The organism is Candidatus Planktophila versatilis, from assembly GCF_002288105.1.
GTDB classification, from domain to species: domain Bacteria; phylum Actinomycetota; class Actinomycetes; order Nanopelagicales; family Nanopelagicaceae; genus Planktophila; species Planktophila versatilis.
In genome coordinates this window covers 716,058-740,494 of sequence record NZ_CP016774.1, presented here as the reverse complement: position 1 = coordinate 740,494, position 24,437 = coordinate 716,058, and the positions used below count along the sequence as shown (strand labels likewise).

The 24,437-nt window shown below is 49.9% G+C and carries 27 protein-coding genes and 1 riboswitch; of the genes, 17 read left to right on the top strand and 10 right to left on the bottom strand.

From position 1 onward, the window contains the following. Positions 1-540 (bottom strand): SCO2322 family protein, encoded by a 540-nt coding sequence (locus A1sIA79_RS03780; RefSeq protein WP_095674893.1) that lies wholly within the window; start codon positions 538-540, stop codon positions 1-3. Between the two features lie 75 nt (positions 541-615). Beyond that, positions 616-776, bottom strand: a riboswitch (adenosylcobalamin (AdoCbl) riboswitch). A 62-nt stretch (positions 777-838) separates the two neighbouring features. Here A1sIA79_RS03780 and A1sIA79_RS03775 point away from each other — a divergent pair. Continuing rightward, positions 839-1,840: an aldo/keto reductase family protein gene (locus A1sIA79_RS03775; protein WP_095674892.1), complete on the top strand. Its 1,002-nt coding sequence runs from the start codon at positions 839-841 to the stop codon at positions 1,838-1,840. 10 nt (positions 1,841-1,850) lie between these two features. Here the strand turns inward: A1sIA79_RS03775 and A1sIA79_RS03770 are convergent, their stop codons facing one another. Both A1sIA79_RS03770 and nadA read right to left on the bottom strand, forming a co-directional pair. Beyond that, positions 1,851-2,381 (bottom strand): DUF3043 domain-containing protein, encoded by a 531-nt coding sequence (locus tag A1sIA79_RS03770; protein WP_095674891.1) that lies wholly within the window; start codon positions 2,379-2,381, stop codon positions 1,851-1,853. An 8-nt stretch (positions 2,382-2,389) separates the two neighbouring features. Next, the gene (gene nadA / locus A1sIA79_RS03765) at positions 2,390-3,529 is read right to left on the bottom strand and encodes a quinolinate synthase NadA (protein ID WP_095675488.1); all 1,140 of its coding nucleotides are present in this window, start codon (positions 3,527-3,529) and stop codon (positions 2,390-2,392) included. A gap of 66 nt (positions 3,530-3,595) precedes the next feature. Here nadA and erpA point away from each other — a divergent pair, with 66 nt between their 5' ends. Next, positions 3,596-3,958 (top strand): iron-sulfur cluster insertion protein ErpA, encoded by a 363-nt coding sequence (erpA, locus tag A1sIA79_RS03760; protein ID WP_095674890.1) that lies wholly within the window; start codon positions 3,596-3,598, stop codon positions 3,956-3,958. Between the two features lie 39 nt (positions 3,959-3,997). After that, positions 3,998-4,975 (top strand): carbohydrate kinase family protein, encoded by a 978-nt coding sequence (locus A1sIA79_RS03755; protein WP_095674889.1) that lies wholly within the window; start codon positions 3,998-4,000, stop codon positions 4,973-4,975. On the opposite strand, the gene A1sIA79_RS03750 is transcribed toward A1sIA79_RS03755, so the two are convergent. Continuing rightward, the gene (locus tag A1sIA79_RS03750) at positions 4,972-6,039 is read right to left on the bottom strand and encodes an aminotransferase class V-fold PLP-dependent enzyme (RefSeq protein ID WP_095674888.1); all 1,068 of its coding nucleotides are present in this window, start codon (positions 6,037-6,039) and stop codon (positions 4,972-4,974) included. The genes A1sIA79_RS03755 and A1sIA79_RS03750 overlap by 4 nt on opposite strands. A gap of 22 nt (positions 6,040-6,061) precedes the next feature. Between A1sIA79_RS03750 and ctaC the strand changes: the two genes are divergently transcribed. Genes ctaC through A1sIA79_RS03730 form a run of 4 tightly spaced genes read left to right on the top strand, consistent with a single transcriptional unit; the run spans position 6,062 to position 9,792 of the window. Next, positions 6,062-6,835, top strand: coding sequence for an aa3-type cytochrome oxidase subunit II (gene ctaC / locus A1sIA79_RS03745; RefSeq protein ID WP_095674887.1), 774 nt, complete (start codon positions 6,062-6,064; stop codon positions 6,833-6,835). After that, complete coding sequence (ctaD, locus tag A1sIA79_RS03740) at positions 6,832-8,490, top strand: aa3-type cytochrome oxidase subunit I (RefSeq protein WP_095674886.1); 1,659 nt, start codon at positions 6,832-6,834, stop codon at positions 8,488-8,490. The genes ctaC and ctaD overlap by 4 nt, the downstream gene beginning before the upstream one ends. A 2-nt stretch (positions 8,491-8,492) precedes the next feature. Further along, positions 8,493-8,897, top strand: a complete 405-nt coding sequence (locus A1sIA79_RS03735) for a cytochrome c oxidase subunit 4 (protein WP_095674885.1) — start codon at positions 8,493-8,495, stop codon at positions 8,895-8,897. A gap of 31 nt (positions 8,898-8,928) precedes the next feature. After that, entirely contained in the window at positions 8,929-9,792 is an 864-nt protein-coding gene (locus tag A1sIA79_RS03730; RefSeq protein WP_095674884.1) for a DMT family transporter, read from the top strand. Positions 9,793-9,802: 10 nt separating this feature from the next. Here A1sIA79_RS03730 and qcrB read toward each other — a convergent pair whose 3' ends face one another. From qcrB to ctaE, 4 genes are read right to left on the bottom strand one after another with little or no spacing between them, the layout of a single operon-like run. Next, complete coding sequence (gene qcrB / locus A1sIA79_RS03725) at positions 9,803-11,392, bottom strand: cytochrome bc1 complex cytochrome b subunit (protein ID WP_095674883.1); 1,590 nt, start codon at positions 11,390-11,392, stop codon at positions 9,803-9,805. Continuing rightward, the gene (gene qcrA, locus A1sIA79_RS03720) at positions 11,389-12,381 is read right to left on the bottom strand and encodes a cytochrome bc1 complex Rieske iron-sulfur subunit (protein ID WP_095674882.1); all 993 of its coding nucleotides are present in this window, start codon (positions 12,379-12,381) and stop codon (positions 11,389-11,391) included. Before qcrA ends, qcrB begins: the two co-directional genes overlap by 4 nt. Before the next feature lie 4 nt (positions 12,382-12,385). Further along, a complete protein-coding gene (qcrC, locus tag A1sIA79_RS03715) occupies positions 12,386-13,180 on the bottom strand; it encodes a cytochrome bc1 complex diheme cytochrome c subunit (RefSeq protein ID WP_095674881.1) in 795 nt (264 codons plus the stop codon). Positions 13,181-13,205: 25 nt separating this feature from the next. Next, entirely contained in the window at positions 13,206-13,835 is a 630-nt protein-coding gene (gene ctaE, locus A1sIA79_RS03710) for an aa3-type cytochrome oxidase subunit III (RefSeq protein WP_095674880.1), read from the bottom strand. Between the two features lie 140 nt (positions 13,836-13,975). Between ctaE and A1sIA79_RS03705 the strand changes: the two genes are divergently transcribed. Both A1sIA79_RS03705 and trpD read left to right on the top strand, forming a co-directional pair. Beyond that, positions 13,976-14,422 carry a response regulator transcription factor gene (locus A1sIA79_RS03705; protein ID WP_095674879.1) on the top strand — a complete coding sequence of 149 codons (447 nt, stop codon included), beginning with the start codon at positions 13,976-13,978 and terminating at the stop codon, positions 14,420-14,422. A 23-nt stretch (positions 14,423-14,445) separates the two neighbouring features. Continuing rightward, a complete protein-coding gene (trpD, locus tag A1sIA79_RS03700; RefSeq protein WP_095674878.1) occupies positions 14,446-15,504 on the top strand; it encodes an anthranilate phosphoribosyltransferase in 1,059 nt (352 codons plus the stop codon). On the opposite strand, the gene A1sIA79_RS03695 is transcribed toward trpD, so the two are convergent. Continuing rightward, positions 15,479-16,159, bottom strand: a complete 681-nt coding sequence (locus A1sIA79_RS03695) for an exonuclease domain-containing protein (RefSeq protein WP_095674877.1) — start codon at positions 16,157-16,159, stop codon at positions 15,479-15,481. The genes trpD and A1sIA79_RS03695 overlap by 26 nt on opposite strands. Before the next feature lie 24 nt (positions 16,160-16,183). On the opposite strand from A1sIA79_RS03695, the gene A1sIA79_RS03690 reads away from it, so the two are divergent. From A1sIA79_RS03690 to A1sIA79_RS03655, 8 genes are read left to right on the top strand one after another with little or no spacing between them, the layout of a single operon-like run. Then, entirely contained in the window at positions 16,184-16,948 is a 765-nt protein-coding gene (locus tag A1sIA79_RS03690; protein WP_095674876.1) for an alpha/beta hydrolase, read from the top strand. Positions 16,949-16,973: 25 nt separating this feature from the next. Next, positions 16,974-17,882, top strand: coding sequence for an oxygenase MpaB family protein (locus A1sIA79_RS03685; protein ID WP_095674875.1), 909 nt, complete (start codon positions 16,974-16,976; stop codon positions 17,880-17,882). Then, positions 17,879-18,283: an HIT family protein gene (locus tag A1sIA79_RS03680; protein ID WP_095674874.1), complete on the top strand. Its 405-nt coding sequence runs from the start codon at positions 17,879-17,881 to the stop codon at positions 18,281-18,283. The genes A1sIA79_RS03685 and A1sIA79_RS03680 overlap by 4 nt, the downstream gene beginning before the upstream one ends. Positions 18,284-18,287: 4 nt before the next feature. Further along, a complete protein-coding gene (locus tag A1sIA79_RS03675; RefSeq protein WP_095674873.1) occupies positions 18,288-19,430 on the top strand; it encodes an NAD(P)/FAD-dependent oxidoreductase in 1,143 nt (380 codons plus the stop codon). Next, positions 19,427-19,690 carry a (2Fe-2S)-binding protein gene (locus tag A1sIA79_RS03670; RefSeq protein ID WP_223298112.1) on the top strand — a complete coding sequence of 88 codons (264 nt, stop codon included), beginning with the start codon at positions 19,427-19,429 and terminating at the stop codon, positions 19,688-19,690. Before A1sIA79_RS03675 ends, A1sIA79_RS03670 begins: the two co-directional genes overlap by 4 nt. Beyond that, the gene (locus tag A1sIA79_RS03665; protein WP_095674872.1) at positions 19,687-21,021 is read left to right on the top strand and encodes an FAD/NAD(P)-dependent oxidoreductase; all 1,335 of its coding nucleotides are present in this window, start codon (positions 19,687-19,689) and stop codon (positions 21,019-21,021) included. Before A1sIA79_RS03670 ends, A1sIA79_RS03665 begins: the two co-directional genes overlap by 4 nt. Positions 21,022-21,043: 22 nt before the next feature. Beyond that, positions 21,044-21,937, top strand: coding sequence for a dihydrodipicolinate synthase family protein (locus A1sIA79_RS03660; RefSeq protein ID WP_095674871.1), 894 nt, complete (start codon positions 21,044-21,046; stop codon positions 21,935-21,937). 9 nt (positions 21,938-21,946) lie between these two features. After that, positions 21,947-22,951 carry a proline racemase family protein gene (locus A1sIA79_RS03655; RefSeq protein WP_095674870.1) on the top strand — a complete coding sequence of 335 codons (1,005 nt, stop codon included), beginning with the start codon at positions 21,947-21,949 and terminating at the stop codon, positions 22,949-22,951. Here the strand turns inward: A1sIA79_RS03655 and A1sIA79_RS03650 are convergent. After that, on the bottom strand, positions 22,948-24,435 hold the full coding sequence (locus A1sIA79_RS03650) for an aldehyde dehydrogenase (NADP(+)) (protein WP_095674869.1): 1,488 nt from the start codon (positions 24,433-24,435) through the stop codon (positions 22,948-22,950). The genes A1sIA79_RS03655 and A1sIA79_RS03650 overlap by 4 nt on opposite strands. Positions 24,436-24,437 lie beyond the last annotated feature (2 nt).

The following is a 24,437-nucleotide window of genomic DNA, read 5'->3' as shown; positions in this document are numbered from 1 at the left end:
TTACTTCTTGAGAAGTGCGGCCGGAGTTTTGATCTCCACGCCACATTCCTTCTTTGGATATCCATTAAAGCCGCAGATGAGCCCTGATTTAGCTGCGCGGACTTTAACTACTTGGCCCAAGACATCAATACCTTGTGAGCTCATCGCGGTGGTAACGCAGCGAGTGATTGTCTTTTGCACCATTTCACCTGCAGGTGCGTATGCCTTGTTTCCAAAATCAACAACGAGTGCGATGCGTTTCTTGCCAGGAACCGCCTTTGTATTTCCACAGATAGCTGTGAAATTAGCCTTCACTGAAGGTGCTACCGATGGAATGTCATCGCTGCTAAATACGAACGACCATCCTTCAACTGCGCCATCTTTGATATCAACGGTTGGGCCTGTCATTGCCGCAGTCCACGTGGTGGCACCTGGTGCTGCTTGGAAGTAACCCCAATAGCGGTATCCCTTAGTAGCTGCTGCTTGAGATGGTGCCATTGAAATGGCTTGGGAAGCGATCAAGATGATCGCGATGAGTGATGCTGTTTTACTGTGCTTCATGTACTGGAGTCTCCTGTGTTAGAGAGTCTCACAGGGGTAGCTCGCAAGCGCTAAGCACGGAAGGCCTAGTAACTCTTGGACTACACCCCGCAAACCTCGGCGGGTGTTGGTCTATTGCAAATATCTAGGTGGGTAATCCGACTTGATTAGAAGTTAAAGCTTCTGCTCTTACGGTTGCGGGTCAGCGTCGGATTTGCACCGAACTTCCCCCACGGAGATATCTATTAAGTTGTGGTCGAAGAAAACCACATGAGGTGACCCTTGGCAACTAGCCACGCAAGGACATAAGGTGGGTGATATGGAATATAGACGCCTCGGAAGTTCAGGAATGTATGTCTCAGAGATTTCATATGGAAACTGGGTTACCCATGGATCCCAAGTTGAATCTGAGGCAGCTGCAAAATGTGTGAAGGCTGCCCTCGATTGCGGCATCACAACATTTGATACCGCCGATGTCTACGCTGGAACCAAGGCAGAAGTTATTTTGGGTAGAGCGCTCAAAGGCGTGCGCCGTGAATCATATGAATTACTTACCAAGGTTTACTGGCCAACTGGACCTGGAAAAAATGATCGTGGACTCTCTCGTAAACACATTATGGAATCTTGCAACGCTTCACTCAAGCGTCTAAAAACTGATTACATCGATCTTTATCAGGCACATCGATTTGATGTGGAAACACCGCTAGAAGAAACCTTAAGCGCCTTCGATGATCTGATTCGCCAGGGGAAAGTTCACTACATCGGTTTCTCGGAATGGACCGCCCCACAGATAGCCCAGGCACTTGCGATTCAAGATGCACGTGGATACAACCGATTTGTCTCCAGCCAACCGCAATATTCTGCGCTCTGGCGAGTGATTGAAGCCGAAGTTGTTCCGCTTTCGAAGAAAGAGGGAATCGGTCAGATTGTTTGGTCACCGATGGCGCAAGGAGTTCTCACTGGCAAGTATCTGCCGGGCGTGAAACCTCCGGCCGGTTCAAGGGCAACGGATAAGAAGAGCGGAGCAGGTTTTATCTCAGCCTTTATGAAAGATGAAATTCTGGTTGCTGTGCAAAATCTGAAACCGATAGCGGCAGATCATGACTTAACTACTTCTCAGCTTGCGCTGGCCTGGGTATTGCAGAACGAGAATGTCTCTTCGGCAATCATGGGTGCTACAAAACCGGCTCAGGTGAAAGAAAATGTTAAAGCGGCTGGAGTAAAGCTCTCACTCGATGTGATGGCAACTATCGATAAAATCCTGGGGGATTTACCCGAACGCAGAGCCGATCAAGATAAAACTCCTAGACCACGCGCTTAAGTAAAGAAGTTTAGAAAGAATCTCCGCGTTTGATTGCTGGCTTTGGCGTACGCATTCTGCGCATCTGGGTGGATCGCAGCCAGCCATACATTCCAATTCCTTTGAGTTCAGCGCCTGGGAATTTTTCGGTCACTACTGTCTTGAGTTTTCGACTGAGGAAGAATCCATCAACTACTGAGGTGAGAAGTACCGCATACATAATGAAGATACTGCCGAGCTGAAAGATCCTAGATGGAATCAGGGTCAGAACTAGAACGACGAAGATAATCGGCAAGAAATATTCGCCCACTGAGCGACGGGCATCAACATAGTTACGAACAAATTTCTTAACCGGCCCCTTATCGCGCGCAGGAAGTGCGCTCTCATCTCCGCGAAGATATGCAGCGCGCTGCGCTACACGTGCGGCGCGTGATGCTTCTTTAGCGCGAGCCTTCTCTGCCTTAGTAGATGCGGGGGCGATTGAAGAAACTTTGCGTGCAGCTTCGGCCTCTTTGCGCTTAGGAGTAGGGCGACCTTTTTTATCGTCAGTTGATTCAGTCATGGGCGCAACTATAGAGCGAGCATCTGTTCTAGAGCCAACTTTGCATACTTTGCTACGCGTGGATCGACCTTAATCTCATTAACGATGTGGCCGGCAATGATGGACTCCATCGACCAGACCAGGTGCGGCAGGTCGATTCGATTCATGGTTGAGCAGTAGCAGACCGTCTTATCCAGAAAGACAACTTCCTTATCTGGATTATTGGCAGCCAGCCTAGAGACTAAGTTCAACTCGGTACCGACCGCCCATTTACTGCCAGGAGCTGATTGCGAAACAATCTGAATAATTCTTTCAGTACTTCCCACAACATCCGCCGCCGAGACAACCTCATATTGGCACTCTGGATGGACAATCACTTGCACGCCAGGAATCCGCGCACGTACCTCATGAATTGATTCGATTGAAAAGCGACCATGAACTGAGCAATGTCCGCGCCACAAAATCATCTTGGCCCTACGGATTTCATCTTCGGTGAGCCCGCCCATTGGTTTCCATGGATTCCAGAGCACGCAATCTTCCAGTGATAAGCCAAGAGATAGCACAGCGGTATTTCGCCCTAGGTGTTGATCGGGCATAAACAAGACTTTCTCGGATTTAGCAAAAGCCCACTCAAGTGATTTCTGCGCATTTGATGAGGTGCAAATAGTTCCACCATGTTCGCCGGTGAAACTCTTGATGGCTGCAGATGAATTCATATATGTCACTGGCGTCGTGCGGGAGGCAACACCTAACTTCTCAAGATCTTTCCAACATTGATCCACTTGATTGGCCGTGGCCATATCTGCCATAGAACAACCAGCAGCTAGATCCGGAAGTATGACTTTCTGTGTTGCGCTAGTCAGAATGTCGGCACTTTCGGCCATGAAATGCACTCCGCAGAAAAATATGAACTCTGCCGAACTTTGATCGGCGGCGGCTTGTGCGAGCTTAAATGAATCACCAGTGATATCGGCAAAGCGGATGACTTCATCGCGTTGGTAATGATGACCAAGGATCAGGGCTCGATCACCTAATGTGGCTCGGGCAGCTATCGCTCTCTCAACTAAGGTGGGGTCACTTGCAGCCGGTAACTCACCCGAGCAGGAGACTCCCCGTTCAGAGGCTAGGTCTTTGCCTTGGCCTAAGACGAGCAGATCTGAGAGTGAGATAGACACGGGAGCATTGTCATCTCTTTCGGTTCGCCACGGCAACCCGGCGCGAGTATTCTTAGCCACATGACTACTGAAATGACTTCAACTCCTGTCGAGCTTACAACTGGCATCACACTTACTGATGTCGCGGCCGCAAAGGTTTCAGCCCTTTTAGCTCAAGAAGGTCGCGATGACCTCTATCTTCGTGTGGCAGTGCAACCAGGTGGCTGCTCTGGTCTTAAGTACCAGCTCTACTTCGATGACCGCGCACAAGATGGCGATATCGCACGTGAATTCGGTAGCGTCAAAGTTGTCGTAGACAAGATGAGTGATCCATATTTGATGGGCGCTTCAATTGATTTTGTAGACACCATCGAAAAGCAGGGCTTCACCATTGATAATCCAAATGCGCAAGGTTCATGCGCATGCGGCGATTCATTTAACTAACCCCACCTTTTACTGAGAATCTCTCGATAGATTGCGCCCATGAAAATTGGCGTTGCAGGTTCTGTTGGGCTAGATCACCTGATGACCTTTCCGGGCAAGTTCACAGATTCACTGGTCGCTGGTTCACTTGAAAAAGTCTCGCTCTCATTCCTTGTCGATGGTCTAGATGTTCGTCGCGGTGGATGCGCCGCCAATATCGCTTTCGGCCTTGGAGTTCTGGGACTTAACCCAATCTTGATTGCTGCGGTAGGTAAAGATTTCGCTGATTACGATGCCTGGCTCACACGCCATGGCGTGGACACTTCACACGCACTAGTTTCTACCGAGCAACATACTGCTCACTTCACTGTCACAACAGATACTGAGCTCAATCAGATTGCATCATTTTTTCCCGGTGCCATGTCAGAGGCTCGCAACATTGAGCTAAAGCCAATCATCGACAAGGTAGGAAAACTCGACATCCTGGTTGTTTCTCCAGATGATCCGGAGGCGATGCTGCGTCACACAGAAGTGGCGATTGCGATGGGAATCGCGGTGGCAGCTGATCCTTCCCAGCAGATGGCGCGCATGAACGGTGAAGAAATCAAGAAGCTTATTGATGGCGCTACCTACCTATTTATGAACGAATATGAGTTGGCACTTGCTATTCAAAAGACCGGGTGGAGTGATCACGAAATTCTGCAGCGAGTCAAATATCGGATTGTCACATTGGGTTCAGATGGCGCCCGGGTTGAAAGTGTTGATGGAACATTCATTAAAGTCGGATGCGCCAAAGAGAAAGCAAAAGTGGATCCAACTGGTGTCGGTGATTCCTTTAGATCTGGCTTCGTTGCCGGGCTTGCCTGGGGACTATCGCATGAGCGGTGCGCCCAACTTGGTTCAATGATTGCTACCTATGTGATTGAAACTACTGGTACTCAGGAATATCGATTTACCAGCGCTGAATTTCTCACTCGCTTCACCGAGGCTTATGGAGATAAAGCGGCAAGTGAAATTGCCAGCCACCTTCCCGCTTAAGACGTAATCTCAGAAATCGCGCTTACTAAAGCTTGAATATCTGCGCGAGTCATCCCAGATTTTAAAGTGATGAGCAGATGTCCATCGGTCGGATAACCCATCGCTGCCAATACATGGCTGGGCTGTAGGTCTGCGGGGGAGCAGGCAGAGCCTGAATCTACATCAAGTGATCGCGCAGCTAGCTCGCGCACCAAATGCTCTCCATTAAAGCCAGCGACGACGATCGAGAAAACGTTAGTAGTAGCAGGCGCTTGTGGGGCGACCATGCGCACACCAGGAATTGCAGCTAATTCAGATATTGCGAACTCACGAAGTGTGGCCTCTTCGGGAGTGAAGTTTTCCAGTGCAACTGATGCGGCTATCAGCAAGGGCAGCGAAAATGTTCCGGGTGATTTTATTGGAGCAATATGAGGCAGCGGATATGCGAATTGGGTTTTGTTCTTAATCGCAAGAATAGCTAACCCGCCAGGGCCATACCAAGAACGGGCGTCAAAGAGTGCGGTATCCCAATGATCAGGTAGCGCAATTCTGGGGCCGGAAGATGTTGCATCGACGGCTACGAAATTCGATAGTCCTGCAAGTCTCTGTGAGTCCTGCACAATGCCAGTTTCACCATTGGCTAATTGCAATGAGAGCACTGAATTCTGTGGAATTTGAGCAGAGTTAATCGCCCCCTGATCATCGACCTGTAATTCCGTAATGGCTCCACGATGAGATCGTGCTATCGCTCTGATTTTTCCTTTATCGGTAGCCGAGTATGCAAAGGTGAGGTCATCTCGAAGCAGGCCGGTGATAGCCAAGTAGTGGCCAAGAGCGGGTTCGCCAAGGACTTCCAAGGAATCTGCCGGCACCTTCAAATTCGCAGCGATATTTTCCAAGGCTTGATTTCCCAGAATTGCCGCTCGGGCCGATGACTGCGAAAGTTTCTTCGGATCAGCCCATCCTTGGTCAAAGGCGGACAGCAGGGCGCTACGAACTACCTCGGAAAGAGGCGACTCTGATGTGAAGTTTCCTGTGACACGTACCACCGGATGAACGCTACTGCCTCGAATGGGCGCATGCACTTCTCGCCACTATCCTTAACCCATGTCTTTAGACGCACCACGCAACTGGCGCCCACTCCGAGTAGCGGCGGCAATACTGCCGGCGCTATTTCTCCTCAGCGGTTGCTCATTTGATCTGAACAATGTTTCTGGAATGGGCTTTCCTAAGGGAGTCTCTAGCGTCAATGACATTTCACTCTCGCTCTGGCAGGGCTCATGGATTGCGGCCGGAGTAGTTGGAGTCTTCACTCTGATTTTAATTCTCTGGCCAGCTGTTTTTCATAGAGCTAACGCTAGTAAAGGTGAATTTCCGAAGCAGACCCAATACAACGTTCCAGTTGAAATTCTTTACACCGTTATTCCCTTCATTATCGTGGCAGTGCTCTTCTACTTCACCGTCATAAAAGAAAATAAGATTGTTGATAAAACAACACCGGTCAAGCATGAGATTTCAGTTGATGGCTTCCAATGGTCTTGGCAGTTCTCATACCCAGAAGCGGGAGAGGATGCAGTTGTTACCGGCACACCGGCACAACCACCAACTCTCTATCTTCCACAGGGCGAGAGTGTGCGCTTTACCTTAAATGCCAACGATGTGGTGCACGGTTTCTGGATTCCGGCTTTCATGATTCAGATGCAGAATTTGCCGGGAGAGACGAACCACTTGCAATTTACTGCCAATAAAATTGGTGAGTTCCCGGGTCGATGCAACATCTTGTGCGGGCGAAACCATTCACAAATGCTCTTTAAGGTGAAGGTAGTTTCACCAGAGAATTATCAGAAGTATCTTGACTCACTGAAGGCGAGCGCAGCATGACCACGTATGCAGAACGTCCAACGATTGCAGCTCCGCGCCAGGGAGTCCAAAAGACATCTTTAGGCTCTCAGTTCGTAAAGACAATCACCTCAACGGATCACAAGCGCATTGGTTATCTCTACCTAGCAACATCATTCTTCTGGTTCCTCTTTGCCGGAGTTCTAGCACTTCTCATCCGCATCGAGCTTGCCCGTCCAGGAATGCAGTTCATTAGCGTGGAGCAGTACAACCAGATCTTCACCATGCACGGAACGATCATGTTGCTGATGTTTGCCACACCGCTCTTTGTTGGTTTTGCAAACGTCATCATGCCGCTACAAATCGGAGCAGCAGATGTTGCCTTCCCTCGTCTTAATATGCTTTCTTATTGGCTCTTTCTCTTTGGTTCAATTCAAGCCGTTGCCGGTTTCTTAACTCCCGGGGGAGCGGCATCATTTGGTTGGACTGCCTACGCACCTCTTGCTAACTCAACCTACTCTCCGGGAATTGGTGGCGACCTCTGGGTAATGGGTCTTGCTATCTCAGGCCTTGGCACAATCCTGGGCGGCGTTAACTTCATTACAACAATCTTTACGATGCGCGCACCTGGAATGACGATGTTCCGCATGTCCATCTTCTCATGGAACGTTCTCCTGACTTCAATTCTTGTTCTGCTTGCCTTCCCACCTTTGGCCGCAGCGCTCTTTGGACTTGAATCAGATCGACTCTATGGAACACATATCTTTGATCCGGCAAACGGCGGAGCCATGTTATGGCAGCACTTGTTCTGGTTCTTTGGTCACCCTGAGGTCTATATCTTGGCACTGCCATTCTTTGGAATCGCAACTGAAATCTTGCCGGTCTTTAGCCGTAAACCAATCTTTGGTTATAAAGGTTTGATTGCTGCAACTATCGCCATCTCAGCTCTCTCGGTTGCAGTGTGGGCGCACCACATGTTTGCTAGTGGAAAAGTGCTCTTGCCCTTCTTCTCCTTTATGACATTCCTTATCGGTGTCCCCACCGGTGTGAAGTTCTTTAACTGGATCGGAACCATGTGGCGCGGCCATGTCACCTTTGAAACACCGATGCTCTGGGTCATGGGATTCCTCGTCACATTCCTCTTCGGTGGAATCACCGGAATCATCCTGGCCTCACCACCACTTGATTTCGCTGTCTCTGCTTCTTACTTCGTGGTTGCGCACTTCCACTACGTCTTATTTGGAACCGTGGTCTTTGCTATGTTCGCTGGCTTCTATTTCTGGTGGCCAAAGATGACCGGACGCATGCTCAATGAACGCCTAGGCAAGATTCACTTCTGGACTCTCTTCTTTGGCTTCCACCTCACCTTCCTGATTCAGCACTGGTTAGGTATTAAGGGCTTCCCTCGTCGCTATGCCGACTACCTAGCAACCGATGGCTTCACCGAGATGAATATGATTTCAACGGTTGGTTCATTCTTACTGGCTCTTTCCATGATTCCGTTCTTCGTCAACGTCTGGATTACCCGTAATTCACCGAAGGTTGAAGTCGATGATCCTTGGGGCTATGGCTCCTCCCTCGAGTGGGCAACATCGTGTCCACCACCACGCCATAACTTCACATCTATGCCACGCATTCGCTCTGAACGACCAGCATTTGATTTGCACCACCCTCACATTAAGACAGAAGGTCACTAAGCATGAAGGCTAATTGGCAACTCTTTACCGGACTCTCTATTTTCTATGTGATTATGTCAGTGGTTTATTACTACGTCGGTGGCGAAGCAGTTGGTATTACCGGCATGATCCTGGCAGCATGTTTAGCTGGCATGGTCGGCTTCTATATCTGGTTTACGCAGAAGCGAATTGGCTTTGATATTCCTTCAGATAATGTCGATGCTGAGATAGCAGATGATGCCGGTGAACTTGGTTTCTATAGTCCACATTCATGGTGGCCACTTCCGGTTGCGCTAAGTGCAACTGCCATGGGTCTTGGTCTCATCATTGGCTGGTGGCTCACCCTGATTGCGCTAGGTGCGCTCATTATCAGCATCATTGGCATGGTCACTGAGTACGAAAAGCCACTGACCAGTAGCAATCACTAAGAATCACTAGCGAAGCTGCCGCAAGGATATTGTGCGAAAGCTGGTAGCACTTGCGCCCTGGATCTTCGTCCTGATCTGGAGTTCAGGATTTCCAGTCTCAAAGTACGCATTTTCATCAGGGGATCCGCTCTATTTTCTCGCAATCAGATTACTTCTAGCCGCACTCATTCTGCTGCTGCTGGCGATTATTTTTCGAGCCCCGTTAAAGCTCTCTCGGAGTGATTTTCTCGCCTCACTAGCAATTGGAATCACTCTTCACGGTATGTATTTAGCGGGAGTTTGGTATGCCATCAGCTTGGGAGCACCAGCAGGCCTATCTTCAGTGATTACAAGTATGCAGCCGGTGCTGGTCTCCCTGATCGCCATTCGATTATTGAGTGAACCCTTAACTAGAAAGCAGGTAGTCGGTTTAGTACTGGGATTCATTGGAGTCTTTCTTGTCGTCTTACCAAAGCTCTCTGGCACATCACACTTTACGACAACATCACTCGGGCTACTGGTCCTAGCACTCTTGGGAAGCACGGTTGCGACCCTGATGCAGAAGAAAATTGGTCACGCAATTCCGCTTTTAATTGGTACCACCTATCAGTTTGCAATCTCTGGCGTAGTTCTGCTGATTCTCTCTGTTGCGCTAGGTAAGACTGAATTCCACCTCACCCAGACCGGCTTATTTGCAATGCTCTGGGCGGTGCTTGTCACATCGATTGCGGCAGTGCTCTTGCTCTTTTGGCTGCTCAATCGCGGTTCGGCTGCCAAGGTCTCATCCTTGTTCTATCTCGTGCCACCGATAGCAGTGCTAGAGACCTATATTCTCTTTGGCGAAAAGATCAACGCCCTGGGGTTCATCGGAATTGCGATGACCACACTGGGCGTTGCCTTAGTTCTACAGAACTAGTTCTTTCTTATTAGTGACGACCTTCAAGTTCCTTGCGCTCTGACTCAGTTGCTTTTGGCACCGCTGTTGCCATCGAGCGTGAGATGCGATTACGAATCTTGTTCTTGATTGCCCCTGGTCTGCGAACTCCGCCGCCGTCTAGATCAGGAAGTTCAAGTGGTGCTAGTTGCTCGTGGGAAGTGAGCAGCCAAGCCTTTTCAGGTGAGATTGGCTCATGAATTTCAGTGAATTCACCGCTAGGCATGCGAACCAGGCGTCCGGTCTCGCGCCCGTGGAGAACGAGATCGCGATCAGCGCGCTGTAGTGAAAGACATAAGCGTTTGGTAATCACATATGCAAGAGGCGGCAAGACAATGACACCAATGCGAGAGAACCACATCATCTGATTAATGGTGAGATCAAATGTTGTTGCAATTATGTCGTTACCGCCATTGAGAAGTGTGACAAGTGTGAATGTCAGCGCCATCGCACCGATTGCCGTGCGTGTTGGTGCATTACGTGGACGATCAAGCAGATGATGCTCGCGCTTATCTCCAGTTGCCCAGCTCTCAATAAATGGATAGAGCGCTAGGGCGGTGAACATGATGCCGGGCAAGATAAGTCCAGGAATCAAAATGTTCCAAGAGGTGGTGTATCCGAAGGTGACTGTTTCAAGTGGGGGAGCCATACGAACCAAACCATCTAGCCAACCCATATACCAATCGGGTTGGGAGCCGGCCGAGACTTGTCCTGGCGTGTATGGACCGTATAACCAGATGGGGTTAATCGATGCGACCGCGCCAAGAAAAGCGGTAACGCCAAAGACAATGAAGAAGAATCCGCCAGCTTTAGCCATATAGACCGGCATCAGTGGATAACCAACAACGTTCTTCTCGGTGCGACCCGGGCCTGGGAACTGGGTGTGCTTCTGGTACCAAACAAGCATTAAGTGAACAGTGATGAGTGCCAGGAAGATTCCTGGAAGCAAGAGCACGTGCACGGTATAGATACGTGGGATGAAAGCGACACCCGGAAATTCGCCGCCGAAGGCGAAGAAGGCAAGGTAGGAACCAACTACAGGAAGGGCTTGAATAATTGCTTCCGCGATGCGGATACCAGTACCGGAGAGAAGATCATCGGGAAGTGAGTAACCCAAGAAGCCTTCCACGATCCCAAGAGTGAGAAGTCCAACTCCGATAATCCAGTTAAATTCACGAGGCTTACGGAATGCGCCGGTGAAGTAGACGCGCATCAAGTGCACGACAATTCCCACCATAAATATGAGTGCGGCCCAGTGGTGAATCTGGCGCATGAGTAATCCGCCACGAACTTCAAATGAAATATCGAGAGTAGATGCGTATGCCGCTGACATCTCCAAGCCCTTTAACGGTTCGTATGAACCCTCATAGACGACTTCGCGCATTGATGGATCAAACCAAAATGTAAGGAAAGTTCCGGAGAGAAGCAGAATGACGAAAGAGTAGAGACAGATTTCACCGAGCAAGAATGACCAGTGGTCGGGGAAGACCTTGGTGAGATTCTTCTTCATCCACTTGGCCGCACCTGTGCGATCATCGACATATCCTGCGACGTTACCGGCGATTCTTTCGCGTGCTGTCATCTTGAGCGCTCCCAGAAACTAGGTCCGACGGGTTCATTAAATGGTGCTTGTGCCACGAGGTAACCCTCGGCATCAATTGTAATTGGCAACTGTGGAAGTGGGCGAGCTGAAGGTCCGAAGATGACCTTGGCTGCGCGAGTCACATCGAATGTTGATTGGTGACATGGACAGAGCAGATGTTTTGTCTGCTGCTCATAGAGGGCAACAGCGCATCCCATATGAGAACAGATCTTCGAGAAGGCAATAATTCCTTCATAGGTCCAGGAAAGTCGCTCGGCATCGAGATTAAATTCTTCCGGGCGAAGACGGATAAGTAGCACCGCATCTTTTCCAATGTCATTTAAAGATCGGTGCTCGCCAGGTGCTATCGCTGGGAGTGTCTGAGCTACTGCGCCTACTTCCAAATCTTCCGGACGTAGCGGGCGATCACCTGGATCAGTAACCAGGCGAGTGCCCTTCTTCCACGATGTTGTCTTAAGTTTGTTTCCAGGTAGTGGACCGAGGTCACCTAGTAGAAGCACCGGTGAGATAGCAGAGAGACCAAGGGCTGCGCCTAGCGTGCGCTTAATCAGTGGTCTGCGACCAAGACCGGCAGCGGCGGCGCCAGCTTTAACAGTCTTAACAAAATCTTCCCGGTCTTCATCTTCAGATTTAAATTCATGACGCTGGGCAATTACTTCTTCGTCAGGCATCAGTGTCTTGGCCCAGTGAATCAAACCTGCACCAATACAGAAGAGCGCGATAGCCATTCCCATTCCCAGGCCAAGCTGGTGAGCATTGGTATTTCCTAGAACTGGAATGAAGAAGAAAATGTCTTCATCGACGAAGAGATATGAGTAAACAAGAAGGACAGTTCCGAGGGCGGAGAGAATAAAGAGCGTTGCTACCTGACGCTCGGCACGAACAGCAGCCTTTGGGTCAGTATCTGCGCGGCGATGAACATGTGCTGGCAGACCTGGATCTTTGATGAGTTCTATCTCGTTAGACATCTATCTATCTCGCCTTCGCTGCTAACCAGACCGCAACACCAATAAGCAGTCCGATTCCGAGTGTCCACACAAGCAAACCTTCAGTAACTGGACCAACACGACCGAGGGCGGCTCCACCCAACTGAGGTTCTGCTTCGGCAGCCTTGATCCACTTAATCATGGAGAGTTTTTCTTCAGGGGTAATTGTCTTATCGCTAAATACAGGCATTGATTGCGGACCGGTGATCATTGCTTCATAGATATGAACAGGTTCTACTCCCATCACAGTGGGTGCATATTTACCTTGGGTAAGTGCGCCACCTTGCCCGGCGAAGTTGTGACACATCGCGCAGTTAGTTCTAAATAGTTCGCCACCTTCAGCAGTAGAACCATCGCGTTCGTAGTTCAACATCTCCTCGGTTGGAATTTCTGGTCCGGGGGCAAGGGATGCGACATACATGGCGAGTGCATAGACCTCTTCGGCGTTATATACCGGGGTCTTTCGCATCGCTTGCACGCTCATGTCTCCCATCGGCATGCGACCTGTTGCTACCTGGAAATCTACTGATGCTGCGCCAACTCCAATCAGAGAAGGAGCGATCTCGCCGCCTTCTGCGTTAAGTCCGTGGCAAGAAGAACAGCCCTTAAGGAAAATCTCACGACCTTCATCGATAGCAGCAGAGCGGGCTGCGATTGTTGTCGTTTGTTCGGCATCGACGGCGCTTGCAACTTGGAAGGTTGTGCCGATGGTGAAGAGAGCAAAGATCAGCAGGATTGGACCTGTCGCTCGATGTCTACGTAGCCGAGAAAGACGCTTCACAGTGTTCCTTTCAATTCGTTCTTAATCATTTGATGAGGTAAATAGCAGAGAAGAGAGCGATCCAAACAACGTCTACGAAGTGCCAGTAGTAGGAAACCACGATTGCAGTTGTTGCTTGACCTTGTGTAAAACGACGAGCTTTAGCAACGCGAACCATGACGATCAGGAATGCGATGAGACCACCTGTTACGTGCAGACCGTGGAACCCAGTTGCGAGGTAGAAAACCGAACCGTAGGCATTGGATGAAAGAGTGAGTCCTTCGAGAACAAGGTGTGCGTACTCATAAATCTGCCCAGCGACGAAGAAGCCACCCATAAGAAATGTGAGTGAGAACCATTCGCGCATTCCCCATTCGGTGAATTTGAAAAGTGATCCGGTGCGTCTTGCTTGGTAGCGCTCTGCGGCAAAGACACCGAACTGACAGGTGACAGAGGAGAGAACAAGTACCGTGGTGTTAAATGCAGCAAATGGAATATTAAGAACTTCAGTAGATTCAAGCCAGATAGTTGGACCTTGCACAGCGCGCGTTGTGAAATACATGGCAAAGAGTGCGGCAAAAAACATCAGCTCACTTGATAGCCACACAATCGTTCCGACCGCCACCAAGTTAGGGCGGGTTATCTTGTGGTGCGAGCTCACGCTAGTGCTAGTCATGGGCGCCATTATTCCCGAAAAGGTGCGAACTGACCTATTTAAGCCCCCGCCCGGAGGCCCGATTTGCCCTTGGAAATAGGTGAAAAGGGTCACCAAAAAATGAGAGTCGACATCCGGATTATCCAGAATAGACTTCGCTCATGTCCGAGTCCCACAGTAGTAAAGAGCGTAAATACTCCATTGTTTTATTCTCAGATGATTCATCTGTGAGGGAAGCGATTATTGGCGCCCTGGGAAATCGAGTAGCACCTGAGATGGCCGAACACGTGATTCATGAATTCGCCACCGGGGCAGCCCTTCGACTCTTTGTCGATGGCAAGAAGCCAGGAACCGATAAGCCAATTGATTTATTCATTCTCGACGCAGAATCTGTTCCGGAAGGCGGCCTTGGAATCGCGCGCCAACTTAAAGACGAGGTTTTCAATTGCCCACCAGTATTGGTTATCACTGGCCGCAAAGCTGATGCCTGGCTGGCAGCGTGGTCTCGGGCAGAGGCAAATGTGCTTCACCCGATTGATCCATTCACACTTTCGGCCACGGTCGCAGATCTTCTTCGTACTCGCACAACTGCACTTTCCACGCTTTAGACAAGACGGGAAACGAAGGCGCCATGGGCTCATCACTTGCTGATGGAAATTTTGCTGCGAGTATAGAAATCCTCAACGCGGGCAGAGATTTGAAACCGGAGCAAATTCGGTTTGTGATGCGGGAAATCTTGAATGGAAACGCTGATGTGGAATCGATCAAGAGCTTTCTGCTCGCGCTTAAAGCCAAGGGTGAAACCGCTGATGAAGTAGGAGCACTCGTTGCCGAGATGTATGCACACGCAGCGCCCATCAATATCACAGAACGCGCAGTCGACACCGTGGGAACTGGCGGAGATGGCGCACACACCATCAACATTTCAACAACTGCGGCAATCATTGCAGCCGCAGCTGGTGCTCGAGTAGTTAAACATGGCAATCGCGCTGTCTCATCCAAGTCTGGCGCCTCTGATTTCCTGGAAGCCTTAGGTGTAGTACCGGGCCTTGATGGCAAAGGTGTGGAGCGCACAGTGCGGGAGCTAGGCATTGGTTTCTGCTTCGCTCCGATTTTTCATCCCGCTATGCGATTTGCTGCACCAGCTCGAAAAGAACTTGGCGTTTCAACAGTCTTTAATATTCTGGGTCCGCTAGCCAACCCGGCCAAGCCAAAGGCAGCAGCTGTGGGTGTTGCCAATGAACGGATGCATTTAGTGATGGCGCAAGTATTGGCTGCCAAAGGCTGCGATGGTTTTGTCTTTCGCGGCGATGATGGGCTTGATGAAATTACGATAGCGACAACAACGACCATTCTCTCTATTGGGAAAGATGTCGTCACAAGTGATCGAATTGATGCAAAAGATTTTGGTCTCTCCAATGCACCGCTATCAGCCATTGTTGGGGGAGATCCAGCTGAGAATGCACGCATCAGCCTTGCCATTCTTGCAGGTGAACTGGGTGCACCCCGTGATGCGGTTCTACTTAATGCTTCCGCAGCCATTGCCGCTTTCGAAGGCGACTTAGATTCGGATGTTAAGCAGCGACTCACCGCTGGGCTTTCGCGTGCAACAAAAGCTGTCGATTCTGGAGCAGCTAGTGCGTTACTCAAGAAATGGGCGGCGCTTACTTCCCAGATTTCGGCTTCTTAACTTTTTTGCCAAAGTTGTGAAGTTCTTCCAAGGTATAGATATCGAAGGAGCCAAGGCGCTCAATTAATCCATGTAAGACATCAACTGTTGCCCGGGCATCATCAAGTGCGCGATGGTTAGGAGTGGTCTGGGTTCCAAAGAAGGCAGCAAGAGTTCCCAACTTACAGTTCGGCACTTCATCCCGAGTTAAAACCTTGCGCGCGATGATCGCGGTATCGAGGACAGTAAATGCCGGCCATGGGAAATCGTGCACTCGCGCGTAGTGCTTAAGAAAGGCGAGATCAAAGGGGGCATTCTGCGCAACGAGTACCGTCTCTTGATGAGAACCAAGAAACTCAAAGAGTGAGGGCAGAACAGTAGATATTGAGGGAGCCTGATGAACCATGGAGTCGTTGATGCCGGTGAGTTCTTGGATGTAATCGGGGATTGGATGACCAGGATTGATGAAGGTTTCAAATTCACCAAGAGTTTTACCTGCCTTAACTTTGACCGCACCAATTTCGGTAATAGCAGCGCCGATATGCGGGCCAGCACCAGTGGTCTCCAAATCAATAACAACGAAAGTTGTTTCCAGCAGGGGACGACCAAGATCTTGCAACGTTGATTGCCAGGAATTGTCGTTCACGCAACGAACTGTATGTGATTGCTCTGACATTGCTTACGCCATACCATTTTCGATATGAGCATCCACGGCGTTCCGATTGAGTTATTGCGTGATTGGCAGGCGGTAGGACACGGGGCCAATGCAAAGATCGGCGTTCTTCTAGTTCATGGTTTTACCGGCTCTCCAGCCTCGATGCGTCCATGGGCGGAGTATCTAAACGCCCGCGGATACACCGTCAACGTTCCGTTACTTCCGGGTCATGGCACGAAAGTCGAAGATCTGAACCTAGTGAAGTGGCAAGAATGGCCAGCCAAGGTGGAGAGTGAATTACAGTCATTGCTGGCTATTTGCGAGAAAGTTTTTCTTGTTGGGTTTTCGATGGGTGGAACCACTTCTTTAAATATTGCAGCGCGCTACTCACAGGAACTTGCGGGTTTGATTTTGGTTAATCCCATGATCCACATCAGGTTTGTGCCCGCGCAATTGGCTTGGCTCCTCAGTCGCTTTCAGAAGTTTCGCTCGGCTATTGGTGATGACCTCAAGCGCCCAGGAGTGACTGAGGCTGGCTATGACGCCAATGCCATTGTGGGCGTCTATGAACTACTGAAGATGTGTAGCGTCACTCGCAAGCAGTTACCCAAAGTCACCTTGCCAGTTCAGCTCTTTCACAGCACCGAAGACCACACCCTTCCAGTGTCTAACACCGAGATTATTCTGAAAGGAATAGCCTCACGTGAAAAGAGCAGAATTGAGTTGGTTAATAGCTATCACGTTGCCCCGCTTGATTATGATGCCGAAATCATCTTTGAAAACTCTCGGTTATTTATCGAATCGCATTAAGTTGCATCTTTGTTAAACTTTCATCGTGCATAAAATTGTCGCCCTTCTCGGTGGAAAGCGCGCGGCAGACTCCTTTAGAAAGACAGTTTCCGGAGATGCCAGCGGTGCACCTGCATGGTCTGCGCAGATGGCAATTGGTGATGACATCGGTTACTTCGGGCCTGGCAGTGCGGTGTGGCAAGTACACGGCTGTATCTCAACAATTGTGGGCGGAATCAGAGCGTTACTGATGCAGGCGGCACATCCAGCTGCACTCACAGGTGTGGCAGAACATTCACAATATGACTCTGATCCATTAGGACGCCTTGAGCGCACCACTCGTTGGCTCACTATCACCTCCTTTGGATCGACCGAAGCTATAGAACGCGAAGCCGGGAGAGTGAATGAAATTCATAAGCGCGTTGTGGGCAATTACCCGGATGGCAAGAACGAAATTCGCCCTTATGCGGCAAGTGATCCTAGATATTTACTGTGGGTGCACTGTGCTTTCACTGATTCCTTCTTGCGCACTTACCAAGAACTCGGCTATGACACAGAACGCATAGGTGATCAATACATCCGCGAGTGGTCACAGAGCGCCAAACCGCTAGGGCTTAATTCTGCTCCACAGTCCATGCGTGAATTAGATGCTGAGATTGCAAGGTTTGTTAAGGATGAAGTTGCAGCTATCGCGATGACGCCACCTATCGTGCGATTTATTCTCGCGCCTCCATTTAGCAAGGGAGGGCTCTTCTTCTATGCGATCTTGCGCAATGCAGCCATTGCCACAATCGATGAACCATTTCTCACCGTCCTGGGGCTGAAGCCAAAATCCAAGAGATGGCTGAAGGTAAGCCGGGTTTTACTTGATTTTCTCTCCTACATGCTCGGCCATGAATCTCCTTCACAAAGGATTGCTCGTGAGCGAATCAAAAGAATAGAGTTAGCTGCATGAGCGATTGTCTCTTCTGCAAGATTGTTGAAGGCTCTGTGCCATCTAGGAAAGTCTTTGAAAACGATAATTGCTATGCCTTCCTCGATATCTTCCCTGCTGCTAAGGGGCACACGTTAGTGATTCCTAAGCAGCATTTCACAGATATTCACGAGTTAGATGCACAGAGCTATGGCGCAGTAGCTGCTGCCACTAAAGAGGTAGCTGATTTATTGCACAAGAAGTTGGGTTCAGAAGGAATGACCATCTTTCAAATGAATCGGGAAGCTGGCTGGCAAACTGTCTTTCATCTACACATGCACGTCATTCCACGATGGGATAACGACGGACTACATAAGCCATGGGATATGGCAGCTGCCACAGATGACGATCTTGCTGCTGTGCATAAAGAAATCTTGGGTTGAGAAGATGAAGAATCCAGATGCAATAGTTATCGGTGCTGGAATCGTTGGTGCGTGCGCTGCGCTATCGCTCACTAATGCTGGTTTCAAAGTATTGATAATCGACCGGGGCACGGTAGCTAGCGGAACAACTGGAGCCGGTGAGGGAAACATTCTTGTCTCAGATAAAGATCCTGGTCCTGAGCTCACTCTTGCGCTGAGATCTCGCGATCTCTGGTTTGAGATGCAAGAAGATGTGGGGGACTCCTTTGAGTTAGAAGCCAAGGGAGGTGTGGTGGTAGCACGCTCAGATAACTCACAGCTGATGGCGCTGGCGCGATCTCAGTCAGAGCATGGCGTTGTCACTGAAAAACTTGATTCCAAGCGGCTTCATGAACTGGAACCGTATCTGCATCCAGAACTCTCATCAGGAGTTTTCTATCCGCAAGACGCTCAATGCCAACCCATGCTTGCTGCTGCTCGCATTATTCAGAGCGTGATTGCTCGGGGTGGAGAGCTGGTGATGCGTTCGAAAGTTCTTGGTTTCACTATCGCTGATGACTCGATAAAAAGTGTCAAGACGAGCACTGGAGAGTATTCGGCGCCAATTGTTATCAATGCAGCTGGCACATGGGCGGGCGAAATAGCATCGCTGGCGGGATCACATCTACCTGTTGCACCTAGACGTGGTTTTATCTTGGTAACCGAACCCGCCCCGCAATATATATTCCATAAGGTCTATGACTCAGACTATGTAGTCAATGTGGCCAGCAGTGATGCCGATTTACAGACCAGTACGGTGGTAGAGGGAACTCGCAGCGGAACCATTCTTATTGGAGCAAGTCGTGAGCGAGTTGGCTTTGATTCCACCATGAACTACGAAATTGTGCGCAAGCTAGCTGCCCAGGCAACATCGTTGTTTCCTATCTTGCGCGATGTCCAACTCCTGCGCGTCTATCGCGGCTTTAGACCTTATGCACCAGATCATCTTCCTTTGATCGGTGAAGATTACAAAGTAAAAGGATTGTGGCATTCCGCCGGACATGAAGGAGCGGGCATCGGACTTGCACCAGGATCGGCTGCCCTAATCACCGACACCATTCTTGGTCGCCCATCATTTATGGACCCGGCTGTTTTCTCACCGAAGAGATTTGCTGAGGTCTTATTGTGAGCAACAACTTCAGTGGCGAGATTTCCTTTACCTTCAACGGAGATAGTTATGAAGGTGCGCAGGGTCAGTCGATTGCGGCAGCGCTGATGGCATCGGGCGTGCGAGAGCTGCGAACAACTCGCTTTCATAACGAACCAAGGCTGATTTTCTGTGGCATTGGCGTTTGTTTTGATTGCGTAGTTGTAGTCAATGGTGTTGCAAATCAAAGAGCATGTCTGGTCGAAATCCAACAGGATGATCAGATTGTGAGCAGCAAATGATTGCGATTATTGGCGCTGGCCCGGCAGGTCTGGCAGCTGCCATGACAGTGGCTGAGAACAATGAGCAGGTAGTGGTCATTGATTCGGCCCCACGTCCTGGTGGGCAGTACTGGAGACATTTGTCGCAGGTAGAGGGATATAAATCTGGGCGATCAGCCAAGTATTTAAGAGCTCTTCATGAAAATGAGAAGATCACTTACATCAGTCGTGCTCAGATCTGGAGCGCAGTTCACACTGAAAATGGAATTACTCTCAACTATCTTGCGGCTGGGATTGAATCATCAATAACAGTTGAAAGAGTTATTCTTGCGACCGGGGCCCACGATCGCGCCATTCCATTTACTGGGTGGGAGCGGCCAGGAGTCATGACACCTGGTGCAGCGCAAGCACTTCTCAAAGGTCACAACGTGATTGCCGGGCAGAGGATTCTAATTACAGGAACAGGTCCTTTTCTCTTGCCAGTTGCGGTCGGACTCGCCGCTGCGGGAGCAGATGTTGCCGGAATTATTGAGGCACACTCACCGCTTCGTTGGATTAAGTCGCCACTGGCGCTGCTACTTAATCCACAGAAATCATTTGAACTGATTTATTACGCTAGAAAAATAGCTCAGTACAAATTGAAGGTGAGCTTTGGTCGCGCAGTAGTTGCCTTTGATGGAAAAAGTGCAACTATTGCAAAGATAGATTCAGAGTTGCGAATCAAGCAAAAGGATTTTGATGTTGAGTGTGATGTCATTGCCGCGGGTTGGGGATTTACTCCCGATGTCACGCTAGGTGGAATTCTCGGGTGCAAGCAGGCGGTAGACCGTGATGGGACAGTTATCTTTGCCGTCGACGGTGAACAGCGAAGTTCGGCAAAAAATATTTGGATTGCTGGAGAAGCCACCGGAATTGGCGGGGCTGACTTAGCGCTGATCGAAGGTCGCATCGCAGCGCTGTCAGCTCTCGGTCTTACCATCCCGCTGCGCTTGCACTTTGCTCGATATCGATCGCAGAAATTTGCGACAGCTCTACAAGTGAGTTATCCCGTGGGTAATGGCTGGCAGGGATGGATAGCGCCGGAAAGTAACATCTGTCGTTGCGAAGAGGTTTCACTTGGTGAAATCTGCGCCTCGGTTACAGAGCTATCAGCCAATGACGCAAGAACATCAAAGCTATTCACCCGCGCCGGCATGGGGATGTGTCAGGGCCGAATCTGTTCTCGCAATGTCAGTGAAATTATCGCAAGTCAAACCCAATGCGAAGTCACAGATCTTGAACGAATTGGCTATAGCAATAGACCGATTGCCACTCCTATCTCACTCGGGGCGCTAGCCGATGGTATTAAATGAGGTTAGGAGATAACTTTCTCCCATGACGAAACCATGGAACGGCGTTCTCACAGCCACAGCAACACCTTTTAAATCCGATCTCTCGGTCGACTATGACAAGTATGCAGAGCACGTTGCCTGGCTTGCCGAAAATGGAACTCATGGTGTTATTCCTAACGGGTCTCTAGGTGAATACCAAGTGCTCACCCCAGAAGAGCGAGCAAAGATGTTGGAAGTTGCTATCGCGGCTGCGCCTAAAGGGTTCAACGTGGTTCCAGGTGTTGCTGCATACGGTGCGAGTGAGTCCCGAAAGTGGGCAGAGCACGCGCAGAAGGCAGGAGCCGGTGCGGTCATGCTGCTTCCACCCAATGCCTATCGTGCATCTGATGATGAAGTCATCGCTCATTACAAAGCTGTCGCCGTGGTTGGCATGCCGATCATTGCCTATAACAATCCGTTCGACACCAAAGTTGATCTCACGCCAAAGCTGGTCGCCAGAATTGCAGATGAAGTTCCTGAGGTTGTTGCTATCAAGGAGTTTTCTGGAGATGTGCGAAGAATCTGGCAGATAAAAAGGCTTGCGCCTAGAATTGAAGTCATTGTTGGAGCCGATGATGTGCTTCTAGAGCTTGCCACCGCGGGCATCGCCGGCTGGATTGCCGGTTTTCCTAATGCGTTGCCGAAAGAATCTATGGAGCTCTATAACTTGGCGATAGCGGGCAAGTTCACCGAAGCGGCGCCGATGTATGCAGCTTTACACGATGTCTTCCACTGGGATTCAAAGAAGGAATTTATCCAGGCGATCAAGTTGGGAATGGATCATGTCGGTCGATATGGCGGACCAACACGACTTCCTCGATTGCCGCTACCGAAGCATGAGCAAGAGCAGATTCGTCGTGAGATGGATGTAGCTCTCGCATACTTTAAGAGTCGCTGAGTCTTATAAATGAAGAGCCTTCGTACGGTCACCACAGTGGAGACACATACCGAAGGCATGCCAACTCGTGTTGTGACCTCTGGAATTGGTGAAATACCAGGGGCGACCATGTTTGAGAAGCGTCTTCATTTCATGGAACATATGGATTACTGGCGTCAATGGTTGATGTTTGAACCTCGTGGCCATAGCGCTATGAGCGGTGCGATATTACAAAAACCAACTCGACCTGATGCAGATTGGGGCGTTATCTACATTGAGGTCTCCGGCTGCCTTCCGATGTGTGGCCACGGAACAATTGGTGTGGCAACGGCGCTGGTGGAGAAGAAGTTAGTAAAGATTGTGGAACCGGTGACAACAATTCGACTTGATACCCCGGCTGGCTTAGTCGTCGTTGATGTCGCCATCGAAGATGGCAGAGCTAAGAATGTCACTATGACAAATGTTCCTTCCTTCTCCTACGCCCTTGATCAAGAGGTAGATGTTCCAGGGCTGGGTAAGCTCAAATATGACATGGCCTATGGTGGAAACTTCTATGCCATAGTTCCGATCGAGCGAGTAGATATTGAATTCGAACGTGAGAATGGGCAGAAGTTCTTAGATTTGGGCTTGCAAATATCTAATGCGATCAACGAACAAAATAGACCGGTCCATCCGGAGAACCCTGATATTGCAATCTGTCATCACATTGATTTCATAACTCCTGGTGGCCAAGGCCCGCTGCATTGGCGCAATGCGATGGCAATTCATCCTGGTTGGTTTGATCGTTCACCCTGTGGAACTGGAACTTCTGCCCGGTTAGCGCAAATGGTGGCTCGTGGTGAATTTAACGATGGCGATGTACTAATCAATGAATCATGGATTGGTTCCCACTTTGAAGGACGGGTAAAAGAGCACACGAAGGTCGGTAACTTCGATGCCATCGTGCCGATGATCACAGGCCGTGCTTGGGTTATGGGCGAATCAACCTGGATGTTGGATGAGAATGATCCATTTCCTAACGGATTTATTGTTTAGTTAATTCGCTGTTCAACCTTCCAAGGATTGGCATCCTGGAGCGCTGGCGGCAATACCGCCTGCGCAAATGATTGATACGAGACCGGGCGCATGAATCGATAGATGGCATCGATGCCAACCGATGTTGTGTGAGTTGATGATGCTGGCCATTGCCCGCCGTGCTGCATCGCCTCAGTGACGGCAACGCCTGTGGGAAATGCATTCCAGATAACCCTGCCGGCTTTCTGAGCCAAGATTGAAAGTAACTCAGTGAATGAATCAGAGGCACTGCCATGAATGGTGGCTGTTAGCTGCCCTTGCAGTTCGCCAGCGATCTTCACGAAGTCCTTTTCAGCTGCTGTGATAACCACGGTGGTAGGACCGAAGTGTTCTTCCAGTAACCCCTGAGTCGATTGCGCAGTTGACCAGTCGGTCACAAAGATGGTGGGTGTAACACCAAAACCATTCTCGGTAGCTTTTGCAGAAAAGATTTGCACTTTAGGTGCTTGTGCAAGTGATGCAATAGCAGCCCCATAGCGGCTGGCGATGGAGGAAGAAAGAAGTGGTCCGACTTGCAGCGTTGCCAGGTGGGCACTGATCTGCAAAAGGAATTCCTTCTGGTTATCAGGGATGAAGATGAGCCCCGGCTTGGTGCAAAACTGGCCAGAGCCAAGGAGAGCAGAATCAACTAAGCCTTTGGCTAACTCTTCCGAGCGTTCGCCGATTGCAGCACTTGTCACAAAGACAGGATTAAGACTTCCCATCTCGGCATAGACAGGAATCGGCACTTCCCGCTTGGCTGAAATATCGAGCAGGATTCTTCCCACCGCTTCCGAGCCGGTAAATCCGACAGCTTTGATGCGGGGATCTCCAGCAAGCCAGTGGGTTATTTGAGGATTTGTGCCCTGAACGATTGCAAAGAGATCGGTAGATAAACCAGATTTAGTCAGAGCGCTCTTTACTGCACCTTCAATAATCGCGCAGGTATTTGGATGTGAAGGATGAGCTTTTGCAACCACAGCGCTACCGGAAGCGATGGCAGAGGCGGAATCTCCACCAGCAACAGAGAAGGCGAGTGGGAAGTTACTCGCTGCAAAGATGGCAACGACTCCGAGTGGTTGGTTCTGTCGGCGAAGATCAGGGCGCGGAGCAGGGGAGTAGTTGGCATCGGCCTTATCGATGACCACTCTTAAGTGCCGTCCAGTTTCAACAAGATCTGCAAAGAGTTTGAATTGCACTGTGGTGCGAGTTATCTCGCCGCCGATGCGACCTTCAGGTAGGGCTGTCTCAGCACATGCACTTTCAATGAGCGCAGCTCGCTGAGATTCAATCGCATCTGCTATTTCCCGAAGTAAGGCAGCTGACTTGGCCGGTGAAAGATTAGCCAGAGTGTGAGCCTGTTCTTGTGCTTTAGAAATCAAGGCACGGACTTCTGCTTCTGAATTCTCATGGATAGGACTTCCGAATGGGGATGCATCACTTGGCTTAACGGCGGTAAATGTCATGG

What these genes read in the sequence shown, in the direction of transcription:
- A1sIA79_RS03650 (WP_095674869.1), bottom strand. Translation starts at nt 24,435, where the DNA reads ATGACATTTACCGCCGTTAAGCCAAGTGATGCATCCCCATTCGGAAGT.
- ctaC (WP_095674887.1), top strand. Translation starts at nt 6,062, where the DNA reads ATGTCTTTAGACGCACCACGCAACTGGCGCCCACTCCGAGTAGCGGCG.
- A1sIA79_RS03695 (WP_095674877.1), bottom strand. Translation starts at nt 16,159, where the DNA reads ATGTCAGAGCAATCACATACAGTTCGTTGCGTGAACGACAATTCCTGG.
- A1sIA79_RS03775 (WP_095674892.1), top strand. Translation starts at nt 839, where the DNA reads ATGGAATATAGACGCCTCGGAAGTTCAGGAATGTATGTCTCAGAGATT.
- A1sIA79_RS03660 (WP_095674871.1), top strand. Translation starts at nt 21,044, where the DNA reads ATGACGAAACCATGGAACGGCGTTCTCACAGCCACAGCAACACCTTTT.
- ctaD (WP_095674886.1), top strand. Translation starts at nt 6,832, where the DNA reads ATGACCACGTATGCAGAACGTCCAACGATTGCAGCTCCGCGCCAGGGA.
- A1sIA79_RS03705 (WP_095674879.1), top strand. Translation starts at nt 13,976, where the DNA reads ATGTCCGAGTCCCACAGTAGTAAAGAGCGTAAATACTCCATTGTTTTA.
- A1sIA79_RS03770 (WP_095674891.1), bottom strand. Translation starts at nt 2,381, where the DNA reads ATGACTGAATCAACTGACGATAAAAAAGGTCGCCCTACTCCTAAGCGC.
- A1sIA79_RS03680 (WP_095674874.1), top strand. Translation starts at nt 17,879, where the DNA reads ATGAGCGATTGTCTCTTCTGCAAGATTGTTGAAGGCTCTGTGCCATCT.
- erpA (WP_095674890.1), top strand. Translation starts at nt 3,596, where the DNA reads ATGACTACTGAAATGACTTCAACTCCTGTCGAGCTTACAACTGGCATC.
- A1sIA79_RS03675 (WP_095674873.1), top strand. Translation starts at nt 18,288, where the DNA reads ATGAAGAATCCAGATGCAATAGTTATCGGTGCTGGAATCGTTGGTGCG.
- A1sIA79_RS03735 (WP_095674885.1), top strand. Translation starts at nt 8,493, where the DNA reads ATGAAGGCTAATTGGCAACTCTTTACCGGACTCTCTATTTTCTATGTG.
- A1sIA79_RS03655 (WP_095674870.1), top strand. Translation starts at nt 21,947, where the DNA reads ATGAAGAGCCTTCGTACGGTCACCACAGTGGAGACACATACCGAAGGC.
- trpD (WP_095674878.1), top strand. Translation starts at nt 14,446, where the DNA reads ATGGGCTCATCACTTGCTGATGGAAATTTTGCTGCGAGTATAGAAATC.
- qcrB (WP_095674883.1), bottom strand. Translation starts at nt 11,392, where the DNA reads ATGACAGCACGCGAAAGAATCGCCGGTAACGTCGCAGGATATGTCGAT.
- A1sIA79_RS03665 (WP_095674872.1), top strand. Translation starts at nt 19,687, where the DNA reads ATGATTGCGATTATTGGCGCTGGCCCGGCAGGTCTGGCAGCTGCCATG.
- qcrA (WP_095674882.1), bottom strand. Translation starts at nt 12,381, where the DNA reads ATGTCTAACGAGATAGAACTCATCAAAGATCCAGGTCTGCCAGCACAT.
- ctaE (WP_095674880.1), bottom strand. Translation starts at nt 13,835, where the DNA reads ATGACTAGCACTAGCGTGAGCTCGCACCACAAGATAACCCGCCCTAAC.
- A1sIA79_RS03780 (WP_095674893.1), bottom strand. Translation starts at nt 540, where the DNA reads ATGAAGCACAGTAAAACAGCATCACTCATCGCGATCATCTTGATCGCT.
- A1sIA79_RS03755 (WP_095674889.1), top strand. Translation starts at nt 3,998, where the DNA reads ATGAAAATTGGCGTTGCAGGTTCTGTTGGGCTAGATCACCTGATGACC.
- A1sIA79_RS03690 (WP_095674876.1), top strand. Translation starts at nt 16,184, where the DNA reads ATGAGCATCCACGGCGTTCCGATTGAGTTATTGCGTGATTGGCAGGCG.